Annotated in this window: 18 protein-coding genes; 6 read left to right on the forward strand and 12 right to left on the reverse strand. The window is 65.6% G+C overall.

The genetic code is table 11. The annotated features are described in order from the left end of the window. Window positions 1-46: 46 nt before the first annotated feature. Both BGI27_RS05420 and BGI27_RS05425 read right to left on the reverse strand, forming a co-directional pair. Complete coding sequence (locus BGI27_RS05420) at window positions 47-1,012, reverse strand: FecR domain-containing protein (protein ID WP_095523881.1); 966 nt, start codon at window positions 1,010-1,012, stop codon at window positions 47-49. Beyond that, complete coding sequence (locus tag BGI27_RS05425; protein ID WP_223871616.1) at window positions 1,012-1,515, reverse strand: sigma-70 family RNA polymerase sigma factor; 504 nt, start codon at window positions 1,513-1,515, stop codon at window positions 1,012-1,014. Before BGI27_RS05425 ends, BGI27_RS05420 begins: the two co-directional genes overlap by 1 nt. 299 nt (window positions 1,516-1,814) lie before the next feature. Between BGI27_RS05425 and BGI27_RS05430 the strand changes: the two genes are divergently transcribed. Both BGI27_RS05430 and BGI27_RS05435 read left to right on the forward strand, forming a co-directional pair. Beyond that, entirely contained in the window at window positions 1,815-4,109 is a 2,295-nt protein-coding gene (locus BGI27_RS05430) for a FepA family TonB-dependent siderophore receptor (RefSeq protein ID WP_095523883.1), read from the forward strand. A gap of 286 nt (window positions 4,110-4,395) precedes the next feature. Then, complete coding sequence (locus tag BGI27_RS05435; RefSeq protein ID WP_095523884.1) at window positions 4,396-6,009, forward strand: methyl-accepting chemotaxis protein; 1,614 nt, start codon at window positions 4,396-4,398, stop codon at window positions 6,007-6,009. 80 nt (window positions 6,010-6,089) lie between these two features. Here the strand turns inward: BGI27_RS05435 and BGI27_RS05440 are convergent, their stop codons facing one another. The 8 genes from BGI27_RS05440 to BGI27_RS05475 form a co-directional block, all read right to left on the reverse strand. After that, window positions 6,090-6,452: a CoA-binding protein gene (locus tag BGI27_RS05440; RefSeq protein WP_095523885.1), complete on the reverse strand. Its 363-nt coding sequence runs from the start codon at window positions 6,450-6,452 to the stop codon at window positions 6,090-6,092. 65 nt (window positions 6,453-6,517) lie between these two features. Then, window positions 6,518-7,273 (reverse strand): 2-keto-4-pentenoate hydratase, encoded by a 756-nt coding sequence (locus BGI27_RS05445; protein WP_223871617.1) that lies wholly within the window; start codon window positions 7,271-7,273, stop codon window positions 6,518-6,520. Beyond that, complete coding sequence (hydA, locus tag BGI27_RS05450; RefSeq protein ID WP_095523886.1) at window positions 7,270-8,706, reverse strand: dihydropyrimidinase; 1,437 nt, start codon at window positions 8,704-8,706, stop codon at window positions 7,270-7,272. The genes BGI27_RS05445 and hydA overlap by 4 nt, the downstream gene beginning before the upstream one ends. Before the next feature lies 1 nt (window position 8,707). Beyond that, window positions 8,708-9,433, reverse strand: coding sequence for a maleate cis-trans isomerase family protein (locus BGI27_RS05455; RefSeq protein WP_095523887.1), 726 nt, complete (start codon window positions 9,431-9,433; stop codon window positions 8,708-8,710). Continuing rightward, the gene (locus tag BGI27_RS05460) at window positions 9,430-10,809 is read right to left on the reverse strand and encodes an amidohydrolase family protein (RefSeq protein ID WP_223871618.1); all 1,380 of its coding nucleotides are present in this window, start codon (window positions 10,807-10,809) and stop codon (window positions 9,430-9,432) included. Before BGI27_RS05460 ends, BGI27_RS05455 begins: the two co-directional genes overlap by 4 nt. A 10-nt stretch (window positions 10,810-10,819) precedes the next feature. Continuing rightward, window positions 10,820-11,605, reverse strand: a complete 786-nt coding sequence (locus tag BGI27_RS05465; protein ID WP_095523888.1) for an ABC transporter ATP-binding protein — start codon at window positions 11,603-11,605, stop codon at window positions 10,820-10,822. 11 nt (window positions 11,606-11,616) lie between these two features. Beyond that, on the reverse strand, window positions 11,617-12,432 hold the full coding sequence (locus BGI27_RS05470; RefSeq protein WP_095523889.1) for an ABC transporter permease: 816 nt from the start codon (window positions 12,430-12,432) through the stop codon (window positions 11,617-11,619). 20 nt (window positions 12,433-12,452) lie between these two features. Then, window positions 12,453-13,454: an ABC transporter substrate-binding protein gene (locus tag BGI27_RS05475; protein WP_095523890.1), complete on the reverse strand. Its 1,002-nt coding sequence runs from the start codon at window positions 13,452-13,454 to the stop codon at window positions 12,453-12,455. A gap of 319 nt (window positions 13,455-13,773) precedes the next feature. Between BGI27_RS05475 and BGI27_RS05480 the strand changes: the two genes are divergently transcribed. The 4 genes from BGI27_RS05480 to BGI27_RS05495 all read left to right on the forward strand — a co-directional run bounded on the left by BGI27_RS05480 (window position 13,774) and on the right by BGI27_RS05495 (window position 16,768). Further along, window positions 13,774-14,502, forward strand: coding sequence for a GntR family transcriptional regulator (locus BGI27_RS05480; protein WP_095523923.1), 729 nt, complete (start codon window positions 13,774-13,776; stop codon window positions 14,500-14,502). Window positions 14,503-14,646: 144 nt separating this feature from the next. Continuing rightward, on the forward strand, window positions 14,647-15,291 hold the full coding sequence (locus BGI27_RS18475) for an amidase family protein (protein ID WP_095523924.1): 645 nt from the start codon (window positions 14,647-14,649) through the stop codon (window positions 15,289-15,291). Continuing rightward, window positions 15,174-16,010, forward strand: coding sequence for an amidase (locus BGI27_RS18480; RefSeq protein WP_263406607.1), 837 nt, complete (start codon window positions 15,174-15,176; stop codon window positions 16,008-16,010). The genes BGI27_RS18475 and BGI27_RS18480 overlap by 118 nt, the downstream gene beginning before the upstream one ends. A gap of 14 nt (window positions 16,011-16,024) precedes the next feature. Beyond that, on the forward strand, window positions 16,025-16,768 hold the full coding sequence (locus BGI27_RS05495) for an aspartate/glutamate racemase family protein (protein WP_095523892.1): 744 nt from the start codon (window positions 16,025-16,027) through the stop codon (window positions 16,766-16,768). A 4-nt stretch (window positions 16,769-16,772) separates the two neighbouring features. Here the strand turns inward: BGI27_RS05495 and BGI27_RS05500 are convergent, their stop codons facing one another. Both BGI27_RS05500 and BGI27_RS05505 read right to left on the reverse strand, forming a co-directional pair. Further along, on the reverse strand, window positions 16,773-18,170 hold the full coding sequence (locus tag BGI27_RS05500) for an MFS transporter (protein ID WP_095523893.1): 1,398 nt from the start codon (window positions 18,168-18,170) through the stop codon (window positions 16,773-16,775). A 36-nt stretch (window positions 18,171-18,206) separates the two neighbouring features. Next, window positions 18,207-18,626 (reverse strand): DUF2141 domain-containing protein, encoded by a 420-nt coding sequence (locus tag BGI27_RS05505; RefSeq protein ID WP_095523894.1) that lies wholly within the window; start codon window positions 18,624-18,626, stop codon window positions 18,207-18,209. Between the last annotated feature and the right edge of the window lie 128 nt (window positions 18,627-18,754).

Raw genomic sequence — 18,754 nt, forward strand, 5'->3', positions numbered from 1 at the left:
CGGAAAAAGGTATCAGCCTCCTTGCAAAATCCTTGGCGCGCGAGCCTCAGCTTCGCGCTGGCAGCAGACGGGTCCAGTAACGTGTGAGGCGTTGCAGCTGCAACGGCCGGGTACGTACCAGCATGTCCAGACTGGCCTCGGTGTCATCCAGCGGAAAAGCGCCAGAGACACGCAGTTCCGCCACGGCGGGATCACAACGCAGCACACCGGCGTGATAACGCGAGAGTTCGGCCACCCAGTCGGCCAGGCGCATGTCACGCGCAATCAGCATGCCGTCCGTCCATAAGTCGTCCCCGGGCGCCAGTGCGCCCACCCTGCCGGAGGCCATCGCGCCGAAGCTGGCCTGTTCGCCAGCCCGCACCAGATGGCGTGCTCCGCTGCCGGTCGTGACCTCCACGGCCCCTTCGAAAACCGCCAGATGGCTGCTGCCCGGCTGTTGCCATACGGAAAAACGCGTTCCCACGGGGCGGAACAAGGCCTGCTCGGTCTCGACAACGAAGGGGCGTGACGGCGCTTGCAGATCGGGTGCCGTGGTGAGCATCAGCTTGCCGCGATGCAAACGCAAGCGACGTTCCTGTGCGGTAAACAGCACATCGACCGCGCTCGCGGTGTCCAGGACCAGCAGGCTGCCGTCGGCCAGCCGGTGGTGCTGACGCTCGCCGGTGGCGGTCCTCAGATCGGCCTGCCATGCCTGCCAGGGCAGGCTTGCACGCAACGCCAGCGCTCCCGATGTGCCCAACGCGCACAGTCCGAGCACACGCAGGGCGCGACGACGCCCCGGATGCGGCAGGCCACCCAGCGTCTGCCGTGTAACGCCTGCCGGCACCCTGCCGAAACAGCCGAGCACGGCCTCGGCGCGTTGCCAGGCGGCCGCGTGGCCGGGGCTGCGTGCGCGCCAGCGTTCGAATTCGGCTTGCAAGGACTCCGACCGCTCGCCGGATTGAAAACGCAGCAGCCATTCCGCCGCTTCGGCGTACAGGAGCTTGTCTGCAACAGGCAGGGATTCCGGCATCACAGCGCCGTCATGCAGGCCACGAAGCCCGCCTTCATGTGCCGTTTCACGGTGATCAACGAAACCCCCAGCCGGGTGGCGATCTGCGGATAGGTCATGCCATCGAGCTGCGAGAGCAGGAAGATCTCGCGAGTCTTGTCCGGCATCTCGCGCAGCATGCGTTCGATGCTGTACAGGGCTTCCAGGATTAGATAGCGCGTCTCGGGCGACGGGCATTCCGCCTCGGGCAGATGCGCGACGCTTTCCAGATAGGCGCGCTCCACCGCCTGGCGCCGCCAGTGATCGATCAGCAACCCCTTGGCGATATGCGCAAGCAGCGCGCGCGGCTCGCTGAGATCGGCTGGACCCGGCTGGCCGAGCAGACGCAGGAAAGTATCCTGCGCCAGATCCGCCGCCCGCTCATGACAACCCAGCTTCCGGCGCAGCCAGCCCTGCAGCCAGCCGTGGTGCCCGGTGTAGAGATCGGAAAGAACATCGGGTGGGCAGGTTGCTGCGGTAGACAACGATGGGCTCCGGTGGATCTGGTTGCAAGGCGATGCCATATCCACGGCACCACACAATCAAGAATGGTTCTCATTCTTTACCTGTCGCGATCCCACGTCAATCGGCCAGCGTCTGCCGCATGTCTGCCCTGCGCACAGCCTGCGGCGCCTCATTCCAGAGACGTGCCGCACTTGACACATTTGTTGCGATTTCGCAACAAAACCGCACTCAAAGATGTAAATGGGTCGTTAATGAGAATTGTTTTAATTAACATATTCAACTGGATAGTTTCCCATCGAACCATCAAGAGGGGTTTTCCATGATGTACAGCAGCATCCGTCTGCCTCAGCTAAGCAGCATCACACTGGCCATCTGCGCCCTGGCTGCCCAGGCACAAGCCCAGGCTCAACAGGCACAAGACAAGGTCACGCAACTCGAAACCGTCGTGGTGAAAGCCACCGCTGAAGAGGAGGTCAAGCGCTCCCTTGGTGTTTCGGTCATCACTGCACAGGATCTGGAAAAGAATCCCCCGGCAGCAGATCTGTCCGAAGTGCTGCGTCGCGAGCCGGGTGTTAACCTGACAGGCAGCGCGGCCTCCGGCATGCGCGGCAACCGCCGCCAGCTGGACATCCGCGGCATGGGCCCGGACAACACGCTGGTGCTCATCGATGGCCGCCCGGCCACCTCGCGCAACGCTTCGCGCCAGGGCTGGACCGGCGAGCGTGACACCGACGGCGATACCAACTGGGTGCCCGCGGAAGCCATCGACAAGGTCGAGATCCTGCGTGGCCCGGCTGCGGCGCGCTACGGCTCCGGCGCGATGGGCGGTGTGGTCAACATCATCACCAAGCGCCCCACCGACAAGTACACCGGTTCGGTGACCTATTACGGCAACTTCCAGCAGGATTCCAAGGAAGGGGACACCAACCGCATGACCTTCAACCTGGCCGGCCCGCTGAGCCAGCGTCTGGGTTTCCGTCTGTACGGCGGTGTCGCGGAAACCGACCCGGACGCCATCGACATCAACAAGGGACACGCCTATGAAGCCAATGGCATCGTCGCCGCGGCCGGCAAGACCGATAGCCGCGACCGGAATGTCAATGGCGTGCTGACGCTGGATGTCGACCCGCAACAGAAGATGGAACTGAACCTGGGCTTCAGCCGCAAGAGCGATCTGTATTCCGGCGACACCCAGAATCTGAACTCCTACAGCACGGGCAGTGGCGGCAACTTCATCCCGGTGACCGACCTCTACGGCTCGGAAACCACCGTCGTCAAACGTAGCGATATTGGCCTGACGCACAAAGGCAGCTGGGGCTGGGGCAGCTCCCGCACAGGCTTCAGCTACACGGAAACTCGCAACTCGCGCGCCACCGAAGGCCTGTTCGGCGGCCCGGAAGGCGCCTTCCTGTCAGATAGCGCAACCTCCCTCCAGCAGTCGCGCTACACCACGAAACTGCAGGAAACCCGCCTGGACGGCGAGGTCAACCTGCCGTTGCGCTGGTTTGGCGCCAGCCAGATGCTCACGCTGGGCGCGGAAACAAAGTATGAATCGCTGAACGATCCGGGCAGCACTCGTACCCTGCGTCTGGGCTCCAGCAGCAGCACCAACTATGAGCCGGTTTCGCTGGGCGGCCGCAGCGATGCAGGCAAGCTTTCCTACAGCAGCTTCGCGGTTTATGCGGAAGACAACATCGGCGTCGGTGAAGACCTGATCCTCACCCCCGCGATGCGCGTGAACCAGCACGAAAAGTTCGGCAACAACCTCAGCCCCGGCGTGACGGCGTCCTACTCCATCACCCCGGACTGGACACTCAAGGGCGGTGTTGCCCGTGCCTACAAGACGCCGAACCTCTACCAGGCCAATCCCAACTACCTGCTCTACAGTGCTGGCAACGGCTGCCGCTCCACCTCCGCCCCCTGCTATCTGCAAGGCAACGACGATCTCAAGGCCGAGACCAGCGTGAACAAGGAACTCGGCATCGCCTACGATGCCGGCAGCCTGCGCGCCAGCCTGGCCTACTTCCACAACAGCTACAAGAACAAGATCACGGCTGGCGTCGACTCCTACGGTACGGTAGCCATGGCCAACGGCAGCACGGCCTATCTGCTCAAGTGGGAGAACACCCCCAAGGCAGTGGTCTCCGGTCTGGAAGGCAACCTGTTCGTACCGCTGACGACCACGGTGGACTGGAATACCAATTTCACCTACATGATCGAGTCCGAGGACAAGACCTATCACCAGCCGCTGAGCATCATCCCGGAGTACACCCTGAACAGCTCGCTGGACTGGGCCGCCAACGACAAGCTGTCGGTACAAAGCACCGTAACCTGGTACGGCCAGCAGAAGCCGGCCACCTACGACATCCGTCGTGGCGCGTCCGTGACTTCCGCTCCGAGCCTGAGCCCCTACGCTCTGCTGGGCATCAGCAGCGGCTACAAGATCAGCAAGCACTACAGCGTCCGCGCGGGGATCAACAACCTGCTCGACAAGAAACTGTATCGCACGGGTCTGAACTACGGCACCAACAACGCCCTCGTCCTGGGCGCAGGTGCCAGCACCTACAACGAGCATGGCCGCTCGTTCTTCGTCAGTCTGACCGGTTCGTTCTGAACGAATCGCCTGTGTGCAGACAAGGGGCCGTAAGGCCCCTTTTTCATTGCCGGACCACTCCGGGATGAAAAAGCGCTCCCTTGGGGGCCGGGCCATCGGATCGCGATGGAGCGAGGGGCCATTTTTTCATTACTGGCCCTCTGCCCGAAAGCACCACGCCACTCTACGGAAAGCTGCAACAGCGGGCAGCCGATCAGTGAAAGTACGTAACACATGACCACGCGGCTATATAGATGCCCGCCAGGTGACCGTTAATACGCCACGCTTACGCCTTCTGGAGATCATCATGCGCATGTCCCAACGGCTGCTGGCCCTCATCGGCCTGGCCACAGCCGGTCTGCTCTTCCTTGCTGTGATCAACGTCGCCCAGATCAGGACGGTGCATGAGAAGACCGGTTACGCCAACGTCAATGTGGTGCCCAGCATCCTCCTGCTGAACAAGGCCATGGAGGAATTCAGCCACATCCGCGTACGTGCTTACCGCCACGCGCTGAGTGATGACGTCGAAGTCAAACAAGGGCTGGAAAAAGCCCTGGATGAGGCTGAAGACAATCTTGAAAAGGCGCTGACGGATTACGCCCCGCTGGCCTCGGACGACCAGGATAAACGCCTGCTGGAAACGGATCACGAGCTGCTCAAGCGCTACATGACCACCACGCGCCAGGTGATCTCCGTCTCGAATTCCGGTTACCGCGAAGAAGCGCTGTCACTGCTGACGCAGAATGCCAAGCCCGCCGAGGCGCTCAACGACGCCTTCGTGGCGCATATGGCCTACAACCGGCAGTTGGGGCAGGAGCACGAACGCGAGGCTGCCGCCACCGAGCGCTCAGCCACCTATACCGCCATCGCGCTGGTACTGGCCGTGATCCTGGCGGTCTGTACACTGGGTTTCTTCACTTACCGCCACACCGTGCGCAGCCTCGGCCTGGCCAACACCATCGCCGATCGCGTCGCCTCCGGCGATCTGCGCCCCTCGGCACAGCGGAACCTGCCGAATGACGAGATCGGTCATCTGCTGCGCCGCCTGGAAGGCATGCGTGCCAGCCTGCAAGAAACCGTGCGCGCGCTGGGTGACAACGCCAACCACCTGCATGGTTCCGCCGAACAGCTGACCGGCGTGGCGGGCCAGGTATCACAGGCATCGGAACACCAATCGAGCTCGACGGCATCTGCGGCGGCGGCCGTCGAAGAACTCACCGTCAGCATCGACGTGGTCGGTGGCGGTGCGGAAGACGCCAGCCATCGCGCCGCCCAGGCGGGCGAGCTTGCGCGCCAGAGCAACAGCGAGGTCAGCGGCGCAGTGGAGGGCATCCGCAAGGTTTCAAGTCAGATCGGGCTCACAGCGGAACGTCTGACGGCGCTCTCGGCCCAGGTCGCACAGATCGGCTCGATCTCCGTGGTGATCCGCGAACTGGCCGAGCAGACCAATCTGCTGGCGCTCAATGCTGCGATCGAAGCGGCGCGCGCCGGCGAACACGGCCGGGGCTTTGCCGTAGTGGCCGATGAAGTACGCAAGCTGGCCGAGCGCACCACCACCTCGGTGCAGGAGATCAACCAGGTCATCGACGCAATCCAGCATGGCGCGCAGGACGCGGTCGACAGCATGCAGACCAGCCGCGATTCCGTCACCGGCGTGCTCGGCGCGGCAGACTCCGCCAGCCGTTCGATGGAAGAGATCTGTCAGGCCACCGACACCGTGCAGCAGGCTATCGCGGACATCTCGCTGGCACTCAAGGAACAACGCGTCACCTCCTCCGAGCTCGCACGCAGCGTGGAAACCATCGCCCAGATGTCCGACGAGAATGCCCGCGCGGTCGCTTCGCTGTCCGACGCCTCGAACGAACTGCTGGGTATTTCCCGCTCGCTCACCGACACCACGGCCCGCTTTACGGTGAACTGACGCTTCAACCCTGTTCGTACCGAGGCATCGAAGCATGAACGGGCGCCCGAACCGTATCGGAAGAGATCGGGAACAGCCCTTTAGAACTGCCCGCTGCGCAACAGCACCAGCGTGCAGGCCTCCTCGTGATCGATCCCGGCGGCGTCCAGCCGCGCATAAGCCTCCGGATTCTCGGTGCCGGGGTTGAAGATCACGCGGCGCGGCGCCAGGGCCACGATGCCATCGAGCAGCGCCGCCTGGCGTGCCGGGCCGATGTACATCGTCACCGTGTCCACCGGGCCGGGCACCGCGTCCGGCACGGCATAGGCGGGCTCGCCCAGCACCTCGGCCACTGCCGGTGCGACCGGGATGGGCTGATGCCCATACTCGCGCAGCATCAGCATGGCCTTTTGGGAATAGCGCTCGGGATTGTTGCTGGCGCCGATGACGACGACTCTTTCCATGATGCGACCTCGCATGCCCGCAAACGCGGTAATGCCGCACAGGCTACACCAGCCGCCGGCCGCGGCTACAGCCGCATCTCCACGCTGCCGAATTCATCCAGCTCGACGCGCACCCGCGCGCCCGGTTGCGCCCAATGGATGCCGGACCAGGAGCCGGTAGCGATCAGATCGCCTGCACGCAGCCCATCCCAATGCTCGGCGGCGTGACGCGCCAGCCAGGGCAGCGAATGCAGCGGATTGCCATAGGGGTGGCAGCCCTCGCCGCGGAAGATCTCGTGCCCGTCGTCCTGCACCGCCAGACGCAGCGCGGACCAGTCCGGCCGTGCCAGCACGCGCAGCGCCGGGCCGAGGATCAGCGCACGGTTGAACTGCTGATCGGCGCGCTGCACGCTGGCCGGCAAGGGCTGCTGCGCGTCCAGCCGGATGTCGCACAGCTCGATGCAAGGGTACAGGCAGTCGATGGCCGCCCAGACGGCCGCCATGTCGGCATCCGGCGCCAAATCGCAGCGCAGGCGCACCGCTACCTCGGCCTCGATGCCCAGTTGCACGGCAAAGCCGGCGGGCAACTGCCAGGGGGATTCGAAAATCGCATCGGCCGGCACCGGCGCGCAGGCCGGCCCGCTGGCCGGGCTTCCGCCCAGCTTCCAGGCCGGCGGATGCCCATCCTGAAACCAGCCCATCGCCCGCGCCACGGCTTGCTGCACGCGGTAGCCGGCAGCAAGGTCGAACGCCGCCCAGTCCGCGGCGGGCAACGGCAGTTGGCGGTTGCCACGCCGCGCTGCCAGCAGCGTCTCGCACAGCACCCGTTCGGCGCCGCTCACAGCGCCAGTTCCTCCTGACGACGGCGCCGCAGCGCCGGACGCGGCCGCTCGCAAGCGAGGAATTCGCCGCGCCCAGCGCCAGCCAGCGGCGTCTGGCCATCCCACACCACTTCGCCGCGCGACAGCGTGAGCGCCAGCCAGGCGCGCAGGCGCATGCCTTCGTAGGGGGTGTAATCGACGTTGTGATGCAGCGCAGCGTTGCTGACCACGTGATCGCCTTCCTGCCAGATCACCAGATCGGCGTCGGCGCCGATGGCGATGCTGCCCTTGCGCGGATACAGACCATAGATCTTGGCCGGGTTGGTGGCGGTGAGTTCGACGAAGGTCTGCGGCTCGATGCGCCCGGCCAGCACGCCTTCGGACCACAGCAACGCCAGCCGCGTCTCCACACCGGGGATGCCGTTGGCGATCTTGTCGAAGGAGGCGTTCTCACCGTGGACGCGCTTGCCGTCCGGGCCGTCGAAGCGGAACGGCGCGTGGTCCGAGGAGAACACCTGGAACACGCCGTTTTCCAGCCCTTCCCAGATCAGCGTCTGATTGGCCTTGTCGCGTGGCGGCGGACTGCAGATGCACTTGGCGCCGTGGAAATCGTCGTCGCAGCCGAGATCCTCAGCGCTGAGGAAGAGGTATTGCGGACAGGTCTCGGCATATACGCGCAGGCCGTTGCCCTGTGCCCAGCGGATCTGCTCCATGGCCTCGCGACCGGAGACGTGCACGATCAGCACCGGCACGTCGACCAGCTCGGCCAGCGAGATGGCGCGGTGGGTGGCCTCGCGCTCGACCAGCATCGGCCGCGAGCTGGCATGAAAGCGCGGCGCGGTGTGGCCGGCAGCGATCAGCTTGCTGGTAAGCCAGGAGATGCAGTCCGCGTTCTCGGCGTGGATCATCGCCATTGCACCCTCGCGGCGGGCCACCGCCAGGGTTTCCAGCATCTGGCGGTCGTCGAGCTTGAGCGCGTCGTAGGTCATGTAGATCTTGAAGGAACTGAGCCCCTCAGCGATCAGCGCCGGCAATTCCTCTTCCAGCACCTGCGGCGTCGGATCGGTGACGATCATGTGGAAGGCGTAGTCGATCAGCGCCTTGCCGGCAGCCCGGCGGTGATAATCCTCCACCGCCGCGCGCAACGACTGACCCTTCTGCTGACAGGCGAAGGGGATCACCGTGGTGGTGCCGCCGCAGGCTGCCGAGCGGGTGCCGGAGACGAAGTCGTCGGCCATCACGCTGCCGTCGCCGGTGGGCTGGTCGAAGTGGCAATGGGCATCGATGCCGCCCGGCGTCACGTAGCGGCCGGCAGCGTCGATCTCCTGGCTGCCGGCGGCAAGCTGGCGCCCGAGGGCGACGATGCGGCCGCCGCTGATGCCGATGTCGGTGTCGAACTGGTCGGCAGCGGTGACCGCGCGGGCATTGCGGATAACGAGGTCGAAAGCGCTCATCTCAGGCTCCTTCACGCATCAGCGAGCCCCAGCCCTCGATCCTTGCGGTGTCGACACCGCAGGCGCGCAGCATCTTCCACACCACGGTGCTGGTGGTGTCGTACACCGCGCAGCCGTACTGCTTTTCCCAACGCTGCGCGAAGTGGGCGGAATACAGATTGGTGCAGTAGGGCACCACCACCTGCGGCGCGGCCCGGGCCACCTGCGCCACCTGGGCGTCGAGCGTGGCTTCGTCCACTTCGGCGAAGGCGAAGTTCTCGCTGATGGAAAGATGCGATTCGGCCACCACCCCGATGCCGGCCGCTGCGTAGTTGGCGGCGATGCGCCGCTGCACGTCCTCCAGATAGGGAGAAACGATGGCCATGCGCGTGAAGCCGCGCAGCGCCAGCAATTCATTGAGCGCCAGGATGGAGCTGGTGGCCGGGATGCCGGTGGCTTCGGTGATGCGCGCGCGCAGCAGGCGGTCGCTGTCGAAACCCAGCCAGCCGGCGGCGGTGCCACTCCAGCCGATCATGTCGACGCGTGCATCGGCCAGCAGGCGGGCGGCGGCGAGGATCTTGCCGTCGTCGAACTGGCCCAGCGCGCCGTCGTCCAGCGCGATGCGGGTGACGGTGAAGCGCGAGAAATGCGCGCTCACGCCCGGCAGCTGCTGCAGCATGCCGCAGGTGAGCGGCTCCAGGGAGGTGTTCGAGGAGGGCGTGAGGATGCCCAGGCGGATGCGTTTCATGCCGTGATTTCCGTTCTCTTCGGGGGATAGGTGCGCAGGGGGCGCTCGCAGCGGCTCCAGGCCGCGCGGCAGGCTTCTTCTGCACGGGCGATGGCTTCGGCCTCGTCGACCAGCACGCAGCGGCGGTTCTCGACCACCAGCCGGCCATCGACGATGACGTGTTCCACGTCGTGCCCGGCAGCGTTATGCACCAGGGTGCCGACCGGATCGATGCAGGGCGTGAGATGCGCGGCGCGGGCATCGATGACAACCAGATCCGCCAAGCGGCCCGGCTCGATGCAGCCCAGCGCTTCGCCCTGGCCGAGCGCGGTGGCGCCTTGCAAGGTGGCCATGGCCAGCACGTCGCGCGGCTGCCAACGCTCGCTGACGTGCCCCTGCTGGATGCGGCCGACCGCCAGTGCCCAGCGCATGGCTTCGATCATGTCGCCATGCATGGTGTCGGTGGCCAGGCTGAGCCGGGCGCCGGCCTGACGCAGCGCATGCGTCGGCGCGAAGCGGCCGGACACCGCATTGCCCAGCGGGATGTGCACCACCTGCTCGCCCGAGTCGGCCAGCAGCGCGATGTCCTCGTCGCTGACGTGAATGCAGTGGCCAGCGAGCAGATCCGGCGCCAGCAGGCCCAGGCGTTGCAGCAGTTCGACCGGCGAGCAGCCGTGACTGGCCTGGATCCAGTCCACCTCCTCCTGGCTCTGCGCCAGATGGGTGCTGATCACCAGCCCATGGCGACGCGCCAGCGCGGCCACGGCCTTGAGGAAATCCGGCGAACAGGTATCCGGCGCGTGCGCGGTGAGGTGCGCCTGCACACGGCCGCCGGCACAGCCATGCCAGCGGGTGACGAAATCCTCGGCTTCACGCAGCACGCGCTGCGCCCGCACAGGGTCGAAACGCCGTGCACCGGCCAGCACGGAGGCGAAATCCACGTCGTTCAGGCGCGGGCTGGCGAACAAGCGCACGCCGGTGTCGGCCATGCCGGGCACGATGTGGTCGGCGTGCACGAAGGAATCCACCAGCGTGGTGCAGCCGGACTTCAGCGCTTCGATGGCGCCGAGCCGCGAGAGCGCCGCGGCTTCGTCCGGCGTCAGTTGCGAAGCCTGCGGCAAGCCAGGTGTGTAGGACGGTGCAAAGCCCAGATCCGGCGCCACGCCACGCACGAAATTCAGCCCGGCGTGATAGTGCATGTTGATGAAGCCGGGGCTGACGATGCGCCCGGCAAGATCCAGCTCGCGGCGCGCGGGCATCGGCGCGCGCGTGCGGGAGAGCCACGCGATGCGCCCCCCGCGGATGCCGATCCAGGCCTGCGGCCAGCTCTCCAGCGCCGGGCCGACGCCGATGAGCTGCGCGCCGCCAAGCAGCAGGTCCAGTGTTTCGTCCTGCATCGCAAGCTCCTCAGACAGTGGCCGCGTCGGCGCGGGCCAGCGCGGATTCCTCACGGATCAACGCCAGGATGTGCCGCTTGTATTCGTTGAATTCGGCCGAAGTGGAGTCGCGCGGGCGCGGCAGGTCGAGCTTGATCAGCTCGCGGATGCGGCCCGGGCGGTGCGTCATCACCGCGATCTGCGAGCCCAGCACCAGGGCTTCGTCCACGCTGTGGGTGACGAACACCACGGTGCCCTGATGGCGCTGCCAGATGGCGACCAGCTCTTCCTGCATCTCCAGCTTGGTCTGCGCATCCAGCGCCGCGAAGGGCTCGTCCATCAGGATGACGGAGAAGTTGAGCAGCAGGGCGCGGGCGATGCCCACGCGCTGCGCCATGCCGCCGGAAAGCTCGGCGGGGTAGTGGTTCTCGAAGCCGGTGAGCTTGACCATGTCGATGAAGGGCTGGGCTGCTGCGCGCCGCTCCTCGGCCCCCTTGCCGGCGAGCTTGAGCGAGAAGGCGATGTTTTCCCACACCGGCAGCCAGGGCATCAGCGTGGCCTGCTGGAACACCATGCCGCGATCCGCGCCCGGGCCCAGCACCGGCTTGCCGCCGACGCTGACCGTGCCGCTGGTGGCCGACTCGAAGCCGGCGATCATGTTCAGCAGCGTGGATTTGCCGCAGCCGCTGGGGCCGAGCAGGCAGAGGAATTCATTGCTGTCGACGCTGAAACTCACGTTGTCGATGCTCAGCAGTTCGGTGCCGCGCTTGCGGTCCTTGTAGATCTTGACGATGTCCTTGAGTTCGATGGACGCCATGTGCGCCTCCTTCAGTGATTGCGGCCTTGCACGGTCTGCCCGTGCTGCCAGTGCAGGATGCGCGACATGAGCAGCTTGATCAGCCAGTCGGTGAGGAAACCGAGCAGGCCGATACTGATCATCGCGGCGATGACCAGGTCATAGCGCAGGAAGTAGTAGGAATCCCACAGCACGTAGCCCAGACCGCTCTTCACGGCGACCATCTCGGCCGTCACGGTGAGCATCCAGGCCGAGCCGATGGCGATGCGCAGGCCGGCGAAGATGGATGGCAGCGCGGCCGGCAGCACCACGTAGCGCAGGATCTGCGCTTCACGCCCACCCATCATGGCGGCGGCGCGGATCAGGTTGCGATCCACCGTCTTCACGCCATGGATGGCGTTCATCAGCACCGGGAAGAAGGCGCCGAGGAAGACCAGGAAGATGGCCGGCTTGTTGGCGATGCCGAACCAGATGATGGCCAACGGAATCCAGGAGACCGGCGGCACCGGGCGCAGCATCTGGATGGTGGGCTCGATGGTTTTCTCCACCCAGCGCCACCAGCCGATGGCCACGCCCAGCAGCACACCGCTCACCACCGCGATCGCATAACCCACGAAGACGCGCACACTGCTGGCCAAAGCGTCATGGATCCAGCGACCGGCATTGGCTTGCGAGGATTCATCGATGGAGAACACCCAGTCCGCCCAGGTACGGCAGACCGTCGAAGGCGCGGGCAACAGGGAGGGCGGCAGCCAGCCGGAGCGCGAGAAAATTTCCCACGCCACGATCAACAGCACCGGCACCCACAGACGATCGCGTTGCTCACGCAAGCTTGCAAGCCAATTCATGGTCGTGATCCTCTCCTGCCTCAGTAACCGAGCTCGGTCTTGGGCTTGCCGGTCACGGCAGACAGGAAGCTGTAGTCCATGGCCTTGTCGACCCCGGCCGACACGTCATTCGCCACATACTTCAGGTCCTTCATCATCACGGCGATGGCCTGGGCCGACTTGCGGTGCATGAAGTAGTCGGGATAGGCGTTCTTCAGCGCCTCGTTGGCCACGTTGGCATCCATCGCGGTGTACTTGTTGATCACCTCCACCCAGGCCTGGCGATCGCTCTTGAGCTTGTCCACCAGCTGCACCACGGCGCCAACGGTGTCACGCACGGCCTGCGGCTTCTCCTTGATCACGTCGGAACGGGTGACGATCAGGTTGGTCAGGTTGCCGGCGGCCTGGTTGTAGGGCAGCGAGAAATGCTTGCCGACGCCGGACATGCGGATCTGCGAAGCAAAAGGCTCCACGGTACAGATCAGCTCGACCTCGCCACGCTGCAGCGCGGCCGCGTGATCGGAAGGGTTGGGAATGTTGATGAACTGCACATCCTTGTTCGGGTTGATGCCATGCAGCATCAGCTCACCGCGCATGTGGATGTCTTGCGCGTTGCCACGCGAGGCGGCCACGCGGAAAGGCTTGCCCTGCGCCTTGTAAATGGCGATCAGCTTCTTCAGCGCATCCCAGTCGTCCGCCTTCAGATCCACGCCCTTGGCGGTAAGGATCTCGGAGCCGCCATTGACCTGGCCGGAGATGGCGACCACGTCGAAGCCCTTGTCGAGCGCGGTGATGAAATGCAGGTAGGTGACCTGGGCAACGTCGATGCTCTTGGAGACCAGCGCGGTCAGCACGTCGTTGCCGGAATTGAAGTTGATCGCCTCGATCTTGGTGTTGCTGGAATACTCAGGCGTCAGTGCCATGGGCAGGCAGTGAGCGCACTTGGCGAAACCCAGCTTGACTTCGGACTTGCCCTGGGCGGCTGCGAGCCCCGGGGCGATCAGCGCCACCGAGAGGAGGAGGGGTGCGAATTTCTTGAACATGGCTACTCCGGTTCAAACAACAGGATTGCAAGGGGAGGAACAATCCGCCGATCAGCTCGCCACAGCTTTGTCACAAACATCAAAGCAGATTGTGACAACGCATAGGCAAAAGATGTGCCAATCCTGTCAATCCCCGATTTCCGGGCATTCCGCCCCTTCCGGCAAACAACATGGCGCACGTCACTGGTGCATGACGCACCACACTGTCGCAAACAAACTGGTTTTTGTGACAAAACAAATTGCGATGCGTGACAATCTTCCCCGCATACCCCTAGAATCCCTCCGCAACAAGGATCGTCCTGCCCTCACGCCCATCACCATGTCCGAGAAAGCCCTCGCCCGCACCAGCCGGCGCTCCCCCCTGCCCTCCACCGAAGCCGACGTCGGCGCCAGCGTCGATACGGTCTATGACCGCGTCGTTCAGGCGGTGATGGAGCATCGCCTGCCGCCGGGCACCAAGCTGGTCGAGGAAAAACTGGCGACGGTCTTCAGCATCACGCGCACCCGCGTACGCGAAGTGCTGCAGCGGCTGGCGCACGAAGGCCTGGTCAACGCCATCCCCAACCGGGGCTCCTTCATCGCCAGCCCCACCGTGGAAGAAGCGCGCCAGATCTTCGACGCGCGCCGCATCCTGGAGCCGGCGCTGGTGCGCCGCCTGGTGGCCGACGCCGACGCCGAGGACATCCAGCGCCTGCGCGCGCACGTAGCCGCCGAACGCCAGGCACGCGCCGAGGACGACCGCCGCGCGATCATCCGGCTCTCGGGCGAATTCCACCTGCTGATGGCGGAAATGGTGGGCAACCCGCAGCTCACCCAGGTGATGCGCGAACTGGCCTCGCTGACCTGCCTGATCATCCTGCTCTACGACTCGCCGAACATGCCGGCCTGCCCCAACCATGAGCACAGCGAACTCATCGATGCCATCGAGACGCGCGACGAGGCACAGGCCGTGCGCTGCATCGTCGAGCACCTGCAGCACATCGAGGAGACCCTGGACCTTTCCGGCGACGAAGGCCCCGAGATCGACCTCGAATCGATCTTCGCCTGAGCGGCCGCACATGATTTCCTCTGCGTCATGCCGCCCCCTGATGCAGTTCAGTCAAAACATGGGGGTCATTCCGACGCAAGCCGGAATCCAGTGCTTCCATACGCCTAATGTCAGCAGAAATTTGAGCAGACCCTGAAAAATCTCATGCTCCACACCCTGCCCGCCACACGCATCGCCGCACTCTGCCGCAGCGGCGGACTGCGCGTACCCGACCTTGCCGAAGCGCTGTGCGCGCGCATCGCCGCGCTCGATCCCGTACTGAATGCCTTCGCCGATTTCGAGGCGGACTTCGTGCGCGCGCAGGCACAACACATCCAGTACCGCCTCGAGGCCGGCGAAGCGCTGCCGCTGGCCGGCGTGCCGGTGAGCGTGAAGGACAACCTGTGGGTGGGCGGCCGCCCGGCCAGCTGCGGCTCACACGTGTTCGCCGACTTCATCGCACCGCGCGACAGCTGGAGCGTGGCGCGCCTGCGCGAGGCCGGCGCACTGATCCTGGGGCTGACCAACTGCTCCGAATTCGCCTGCAAGGGCGTGACCAGCAGCCCGCTGCATGGCGACACCCGCAATCCCTGGAACACCGCGCTGACGCCCGGTGGCTCCTCCGGCGGCGCGCTGGCACACTGGCCACCGACTCCGGCGGCTCCACGCGGCGCCCGGCCGCACACACCGGGCTGGTTGGCTTCAAACCCACCACCGGCCGCATCCCGCACCCCTGGGGATTTGCCGACCCCACCCAGCCGCTCAACGCCATCGGCCAGATCGGCCGCAATGTGGCTGACGTACGCCTGATGTTCACCACCCTGGCCGGCCATCACGGCGGCTATCCACTCGCCTCGCCCGCGCCATTGATAGAAGAAGCGCCCGCCCTGCGCATCGCCTGGTCACCCGACCTGGGCCTGGGCCATCCGCTGGACGCGGAAGTACGTGCCTGCCTGGAAGGCGTCATCGCCCGCCTGCGTGACGCCGGCTGGCAGGTCGCCGATGCGGCCCCCGCCTGGCCGGCCCAGCTCGCCGACACCAATCTGATGGCGCTGCAGCACGCCGGGCTGTACGAACTTTTCGGCGAGCGCCATCGCCATGACCCGCAATGCTTCGATCCGGCCATCGCCGCGCAGATCGAAGCCGGCGCCGACATCAGCGGCGCTGCCGTGGTGCGGCTGCAACTGCTGCGCGAACGCATCGTCGCGACCATGGCGGAATTCTTCGAGACGCACGACCTGCTGCTCTGCCCCACCGTACCCTGCGAACCCTGGCCGCTGGAACAGCTCGGCCCCGCGCACATCGGCGGCCTGCCCGCCGGCCCGCGCGGCCACGCCGTGTTCACGCCGCTCTTCAATCACGCCGGCACTCCGGCGCTGTCGCTACCCTGCGGGCTCGGCACGCGGGGCCTGCCGCTGGGGCTGCAACTGGTCGGCCCGCGCTTCGCCGACCTGCGCGTGCTGGAGGCTGCCAGCCGTATCGAAGCCCTGCTGGGGCCTCTGCCCGCCTGCCCGCTGCTCACCCCCTGACGCCAGGAGCCGCCATGAGACTGCTGATCATCAACCCCAACATCTCGCAGAGCGTGACCGAGCTGATCGAAGCCGAAGCCCGCCGCACGGCGGCAGCCGGCACCGAAATCACGATGGCCACCGCCGCAGCCGGCGTGGCTTACATCGAGACACGTTTCGAAGCCCTGCTCGGCGCGCATGCCGCTGCCTGCATCGCCGGCGAGCGTGCCGGCAGCTATGACGCGCTGATCGTCGCCGCCTTCGGCGATCCGGGGCTGGCGGCACTGAAGGAAGCCCTGCCGGTGCCTGTGGTGGGCATGACGGAAGCCGCACTGATGAGCGCCTGCCTGCTCGGCCAGCGATTCTCCATCGTCGCCATCTCGGCGCGCATCACCGCCTGGTATCGGGAAACGGTAGCCGCCAACGGCCTGCTGGACCGCCTGGCCAGCATCCGCCACCTCGACCGCCCGCTGCGCGACGCCGGCAGCGTGCAGGAAGACCACGCCGCACGCCTGCTTGAACTATGCGAAGCCGCTGTGCGCGAAGACGGCGCCGACGTGATCATCCTCGCCGGCGCGCCGCTGGCCGGGCTCGCCCGCAGCGTGGCGGAGCGCCTGCCGGTACCGGTGGTGGATGGCGTCTCCAGCGCCGTGCGCCATGCCGAGACACTGGTCGCGCTGGGGGTGCGCAAGGCCCGCGAAGGCAGCTTCGCACCACCGCCGGAAAAGCCCCGCGCCGGCCTGCCGGCCGGCATCGAGCGGCTGTTCCAAAGAGATTAACGACTCACCGGGGCGGCGCCGCCGGCTGGCCGCGTAGCGAAGCGATCCACGCGCCGAGGAAACTCAGCGCGGCGGCGACCCAATAGACCGTGCGCGCACTGGCCAGGTAGGCCTGCGCATCGGCAAGGTCGTGCCCGGCCATCAGCAGCGAGAAAGCCAGGGTGGAAAAGGCGATGCCCATCACCATGCCGAGATTCTTGGTCAGCTGTACGAGGCTGGTGCCCGCGCCCAGCTTCTCGCGCGGCACGTTACCCATCGCCGCGCTGCTGTTCGGCGACTGGAACATGCCGAGACCGACTCCCATCGCGAACAGCGGCAACAGGATCGTCCACTGCGGCATCGCCGGCGTCAGCAGGCCGAAGGCGATCAGCGCCAGCCCGTTGAGCACCAGCGCGGCCACCGCCAGCGGGCGGGAGCCAATGCGATCCGAGAGCCGGCCGCTCAGCGGCGACAGCAATGCCATCGCCACTGGGAAGGACAGCAGGTACAGGCCTGCAGCCTGCGGTGACAGACCCAGCGTACCCTGCAGGTAGAAGGGCAGCAGGATGGTGGGCGAATACATGGTGGCGTAGGAAATCACCGAAGCGCCGATCGCGGAACTGAACACGCGGTTGCGGAACAGGCCGATATCGAGCACCGGCCAGGGCGCGCGGCGCTCGACCCACAGCAGCAACGGAAAGGCCACGGCACAGACCAGCAATGCGGCATGGGCGGCGCCCGCATGTGCCCCCTGCCCACCCAGCCCGCTCACGCCATAGATGAAGGCGAAGATCGAGAGGGCGAAAAGCACCGCGCCGGCGTGATCAAAATGCTTCAGGCCGGCATCGCTGCGGCGTTTCCTGGGAATCGCGAAGAAGGTGACCGCGAAAGCAGCGAAGGAAACGACGAAGGTCAGATAGAAAGCCACGCGCCAGCCGAACATGCCGATCACCACGCCTCCGATCGAGGGGCCGGCGATGCTGCCTACCGCCACCATGGAAGCCAGCAGCCCCAGATTGCGGCCGCGCTCCGATGCCGGATAGCTCTCGGTCGCAATCGCCATGCCGTTGGCCATCACCATCGCACCGCCCACGGCCTGCAGCACGCGGCACAGGATCAGCAGCGGCAGGTTCGGCGCGAAACCGCACAGCAGTGTGAAGATGGAGATGGTGAAGAACCCGAGGTTGTAGATGCGGCCACGGCCGATCCGGTCCGACAGCGTGCCGAAGATCGGCATCAGGGCGGAGATGGCCAGCAGATACACCGAGGTCACCCACTGCGCATCGATCATCTCAGCGCCGAACTCGCGCGCGATCACCGGCAGGCCAACATTGATCAGGCCGGCGTCGAACATCGCAAAGAAAGGCCCGAACATCAGGGCGTAAAGGATCGCGCGGGAAGGCGCTTTTGCTTCGGTGCTCATGCAATCACCCGGAAGGCTGCCACTGAGGGCACGGTTTCAATAGGCAAGCTTCAAGGTGATCACCGAGCCGCTGGCGGGCAGATCGAAGGCACTGTCGGCGAAAGCAGGCGGACCGAACACCTTGGGGTTGTTGGAGAGCCCGTAACCTTCCAGCGGAAACATGCCCAGGCGCAGATCCAGTTTGTCGTTGGCGTTCTCGTCGTGATAGCCCATCACGGCATAACGGCTTGGCGGCAGGGCCGCGAAATCCAGCGTGACGTCCCCCTCACGTGCCGGCACGGATTGCACGCGGAAAGCCTGGGCCTCCTTGCGGAAGGAATCCTGCTCCCGGTACACGCTCACCCGCAGGTTGCCGGTGGCGCTGCGCACGCCACTGAGCGTGACGCCCAGCGTGGCATCCGCCCAGGCGCCCATCGGAAGCGTCAGGAGAAACAGGAGGGGGAGCAGTCTTTTCATGTCCGGAATCCACAACAAAACGGGGGAGAAGGCGGGAAACCGCCGCGCCCGCAACGGCATTTCTTCATGATCCAGCCCAGGGAGTGCAACGCTCATCCGTCGCCGGGGTGAAATGAAACGGTATGTGA

The sequence above is a fragment of the Candidatus Dactylopiibacterium carminicum genome (assembly GCF_014736495.1).
In the GTDB taxonomy this organism is placed as follows: Bacteria; Pseudomonadota; Gammaproteobacteria; order Burkholderiales; family Rhodocyclaceae; genus Uliginosibacterium; species Uliginosibacterium carminicum.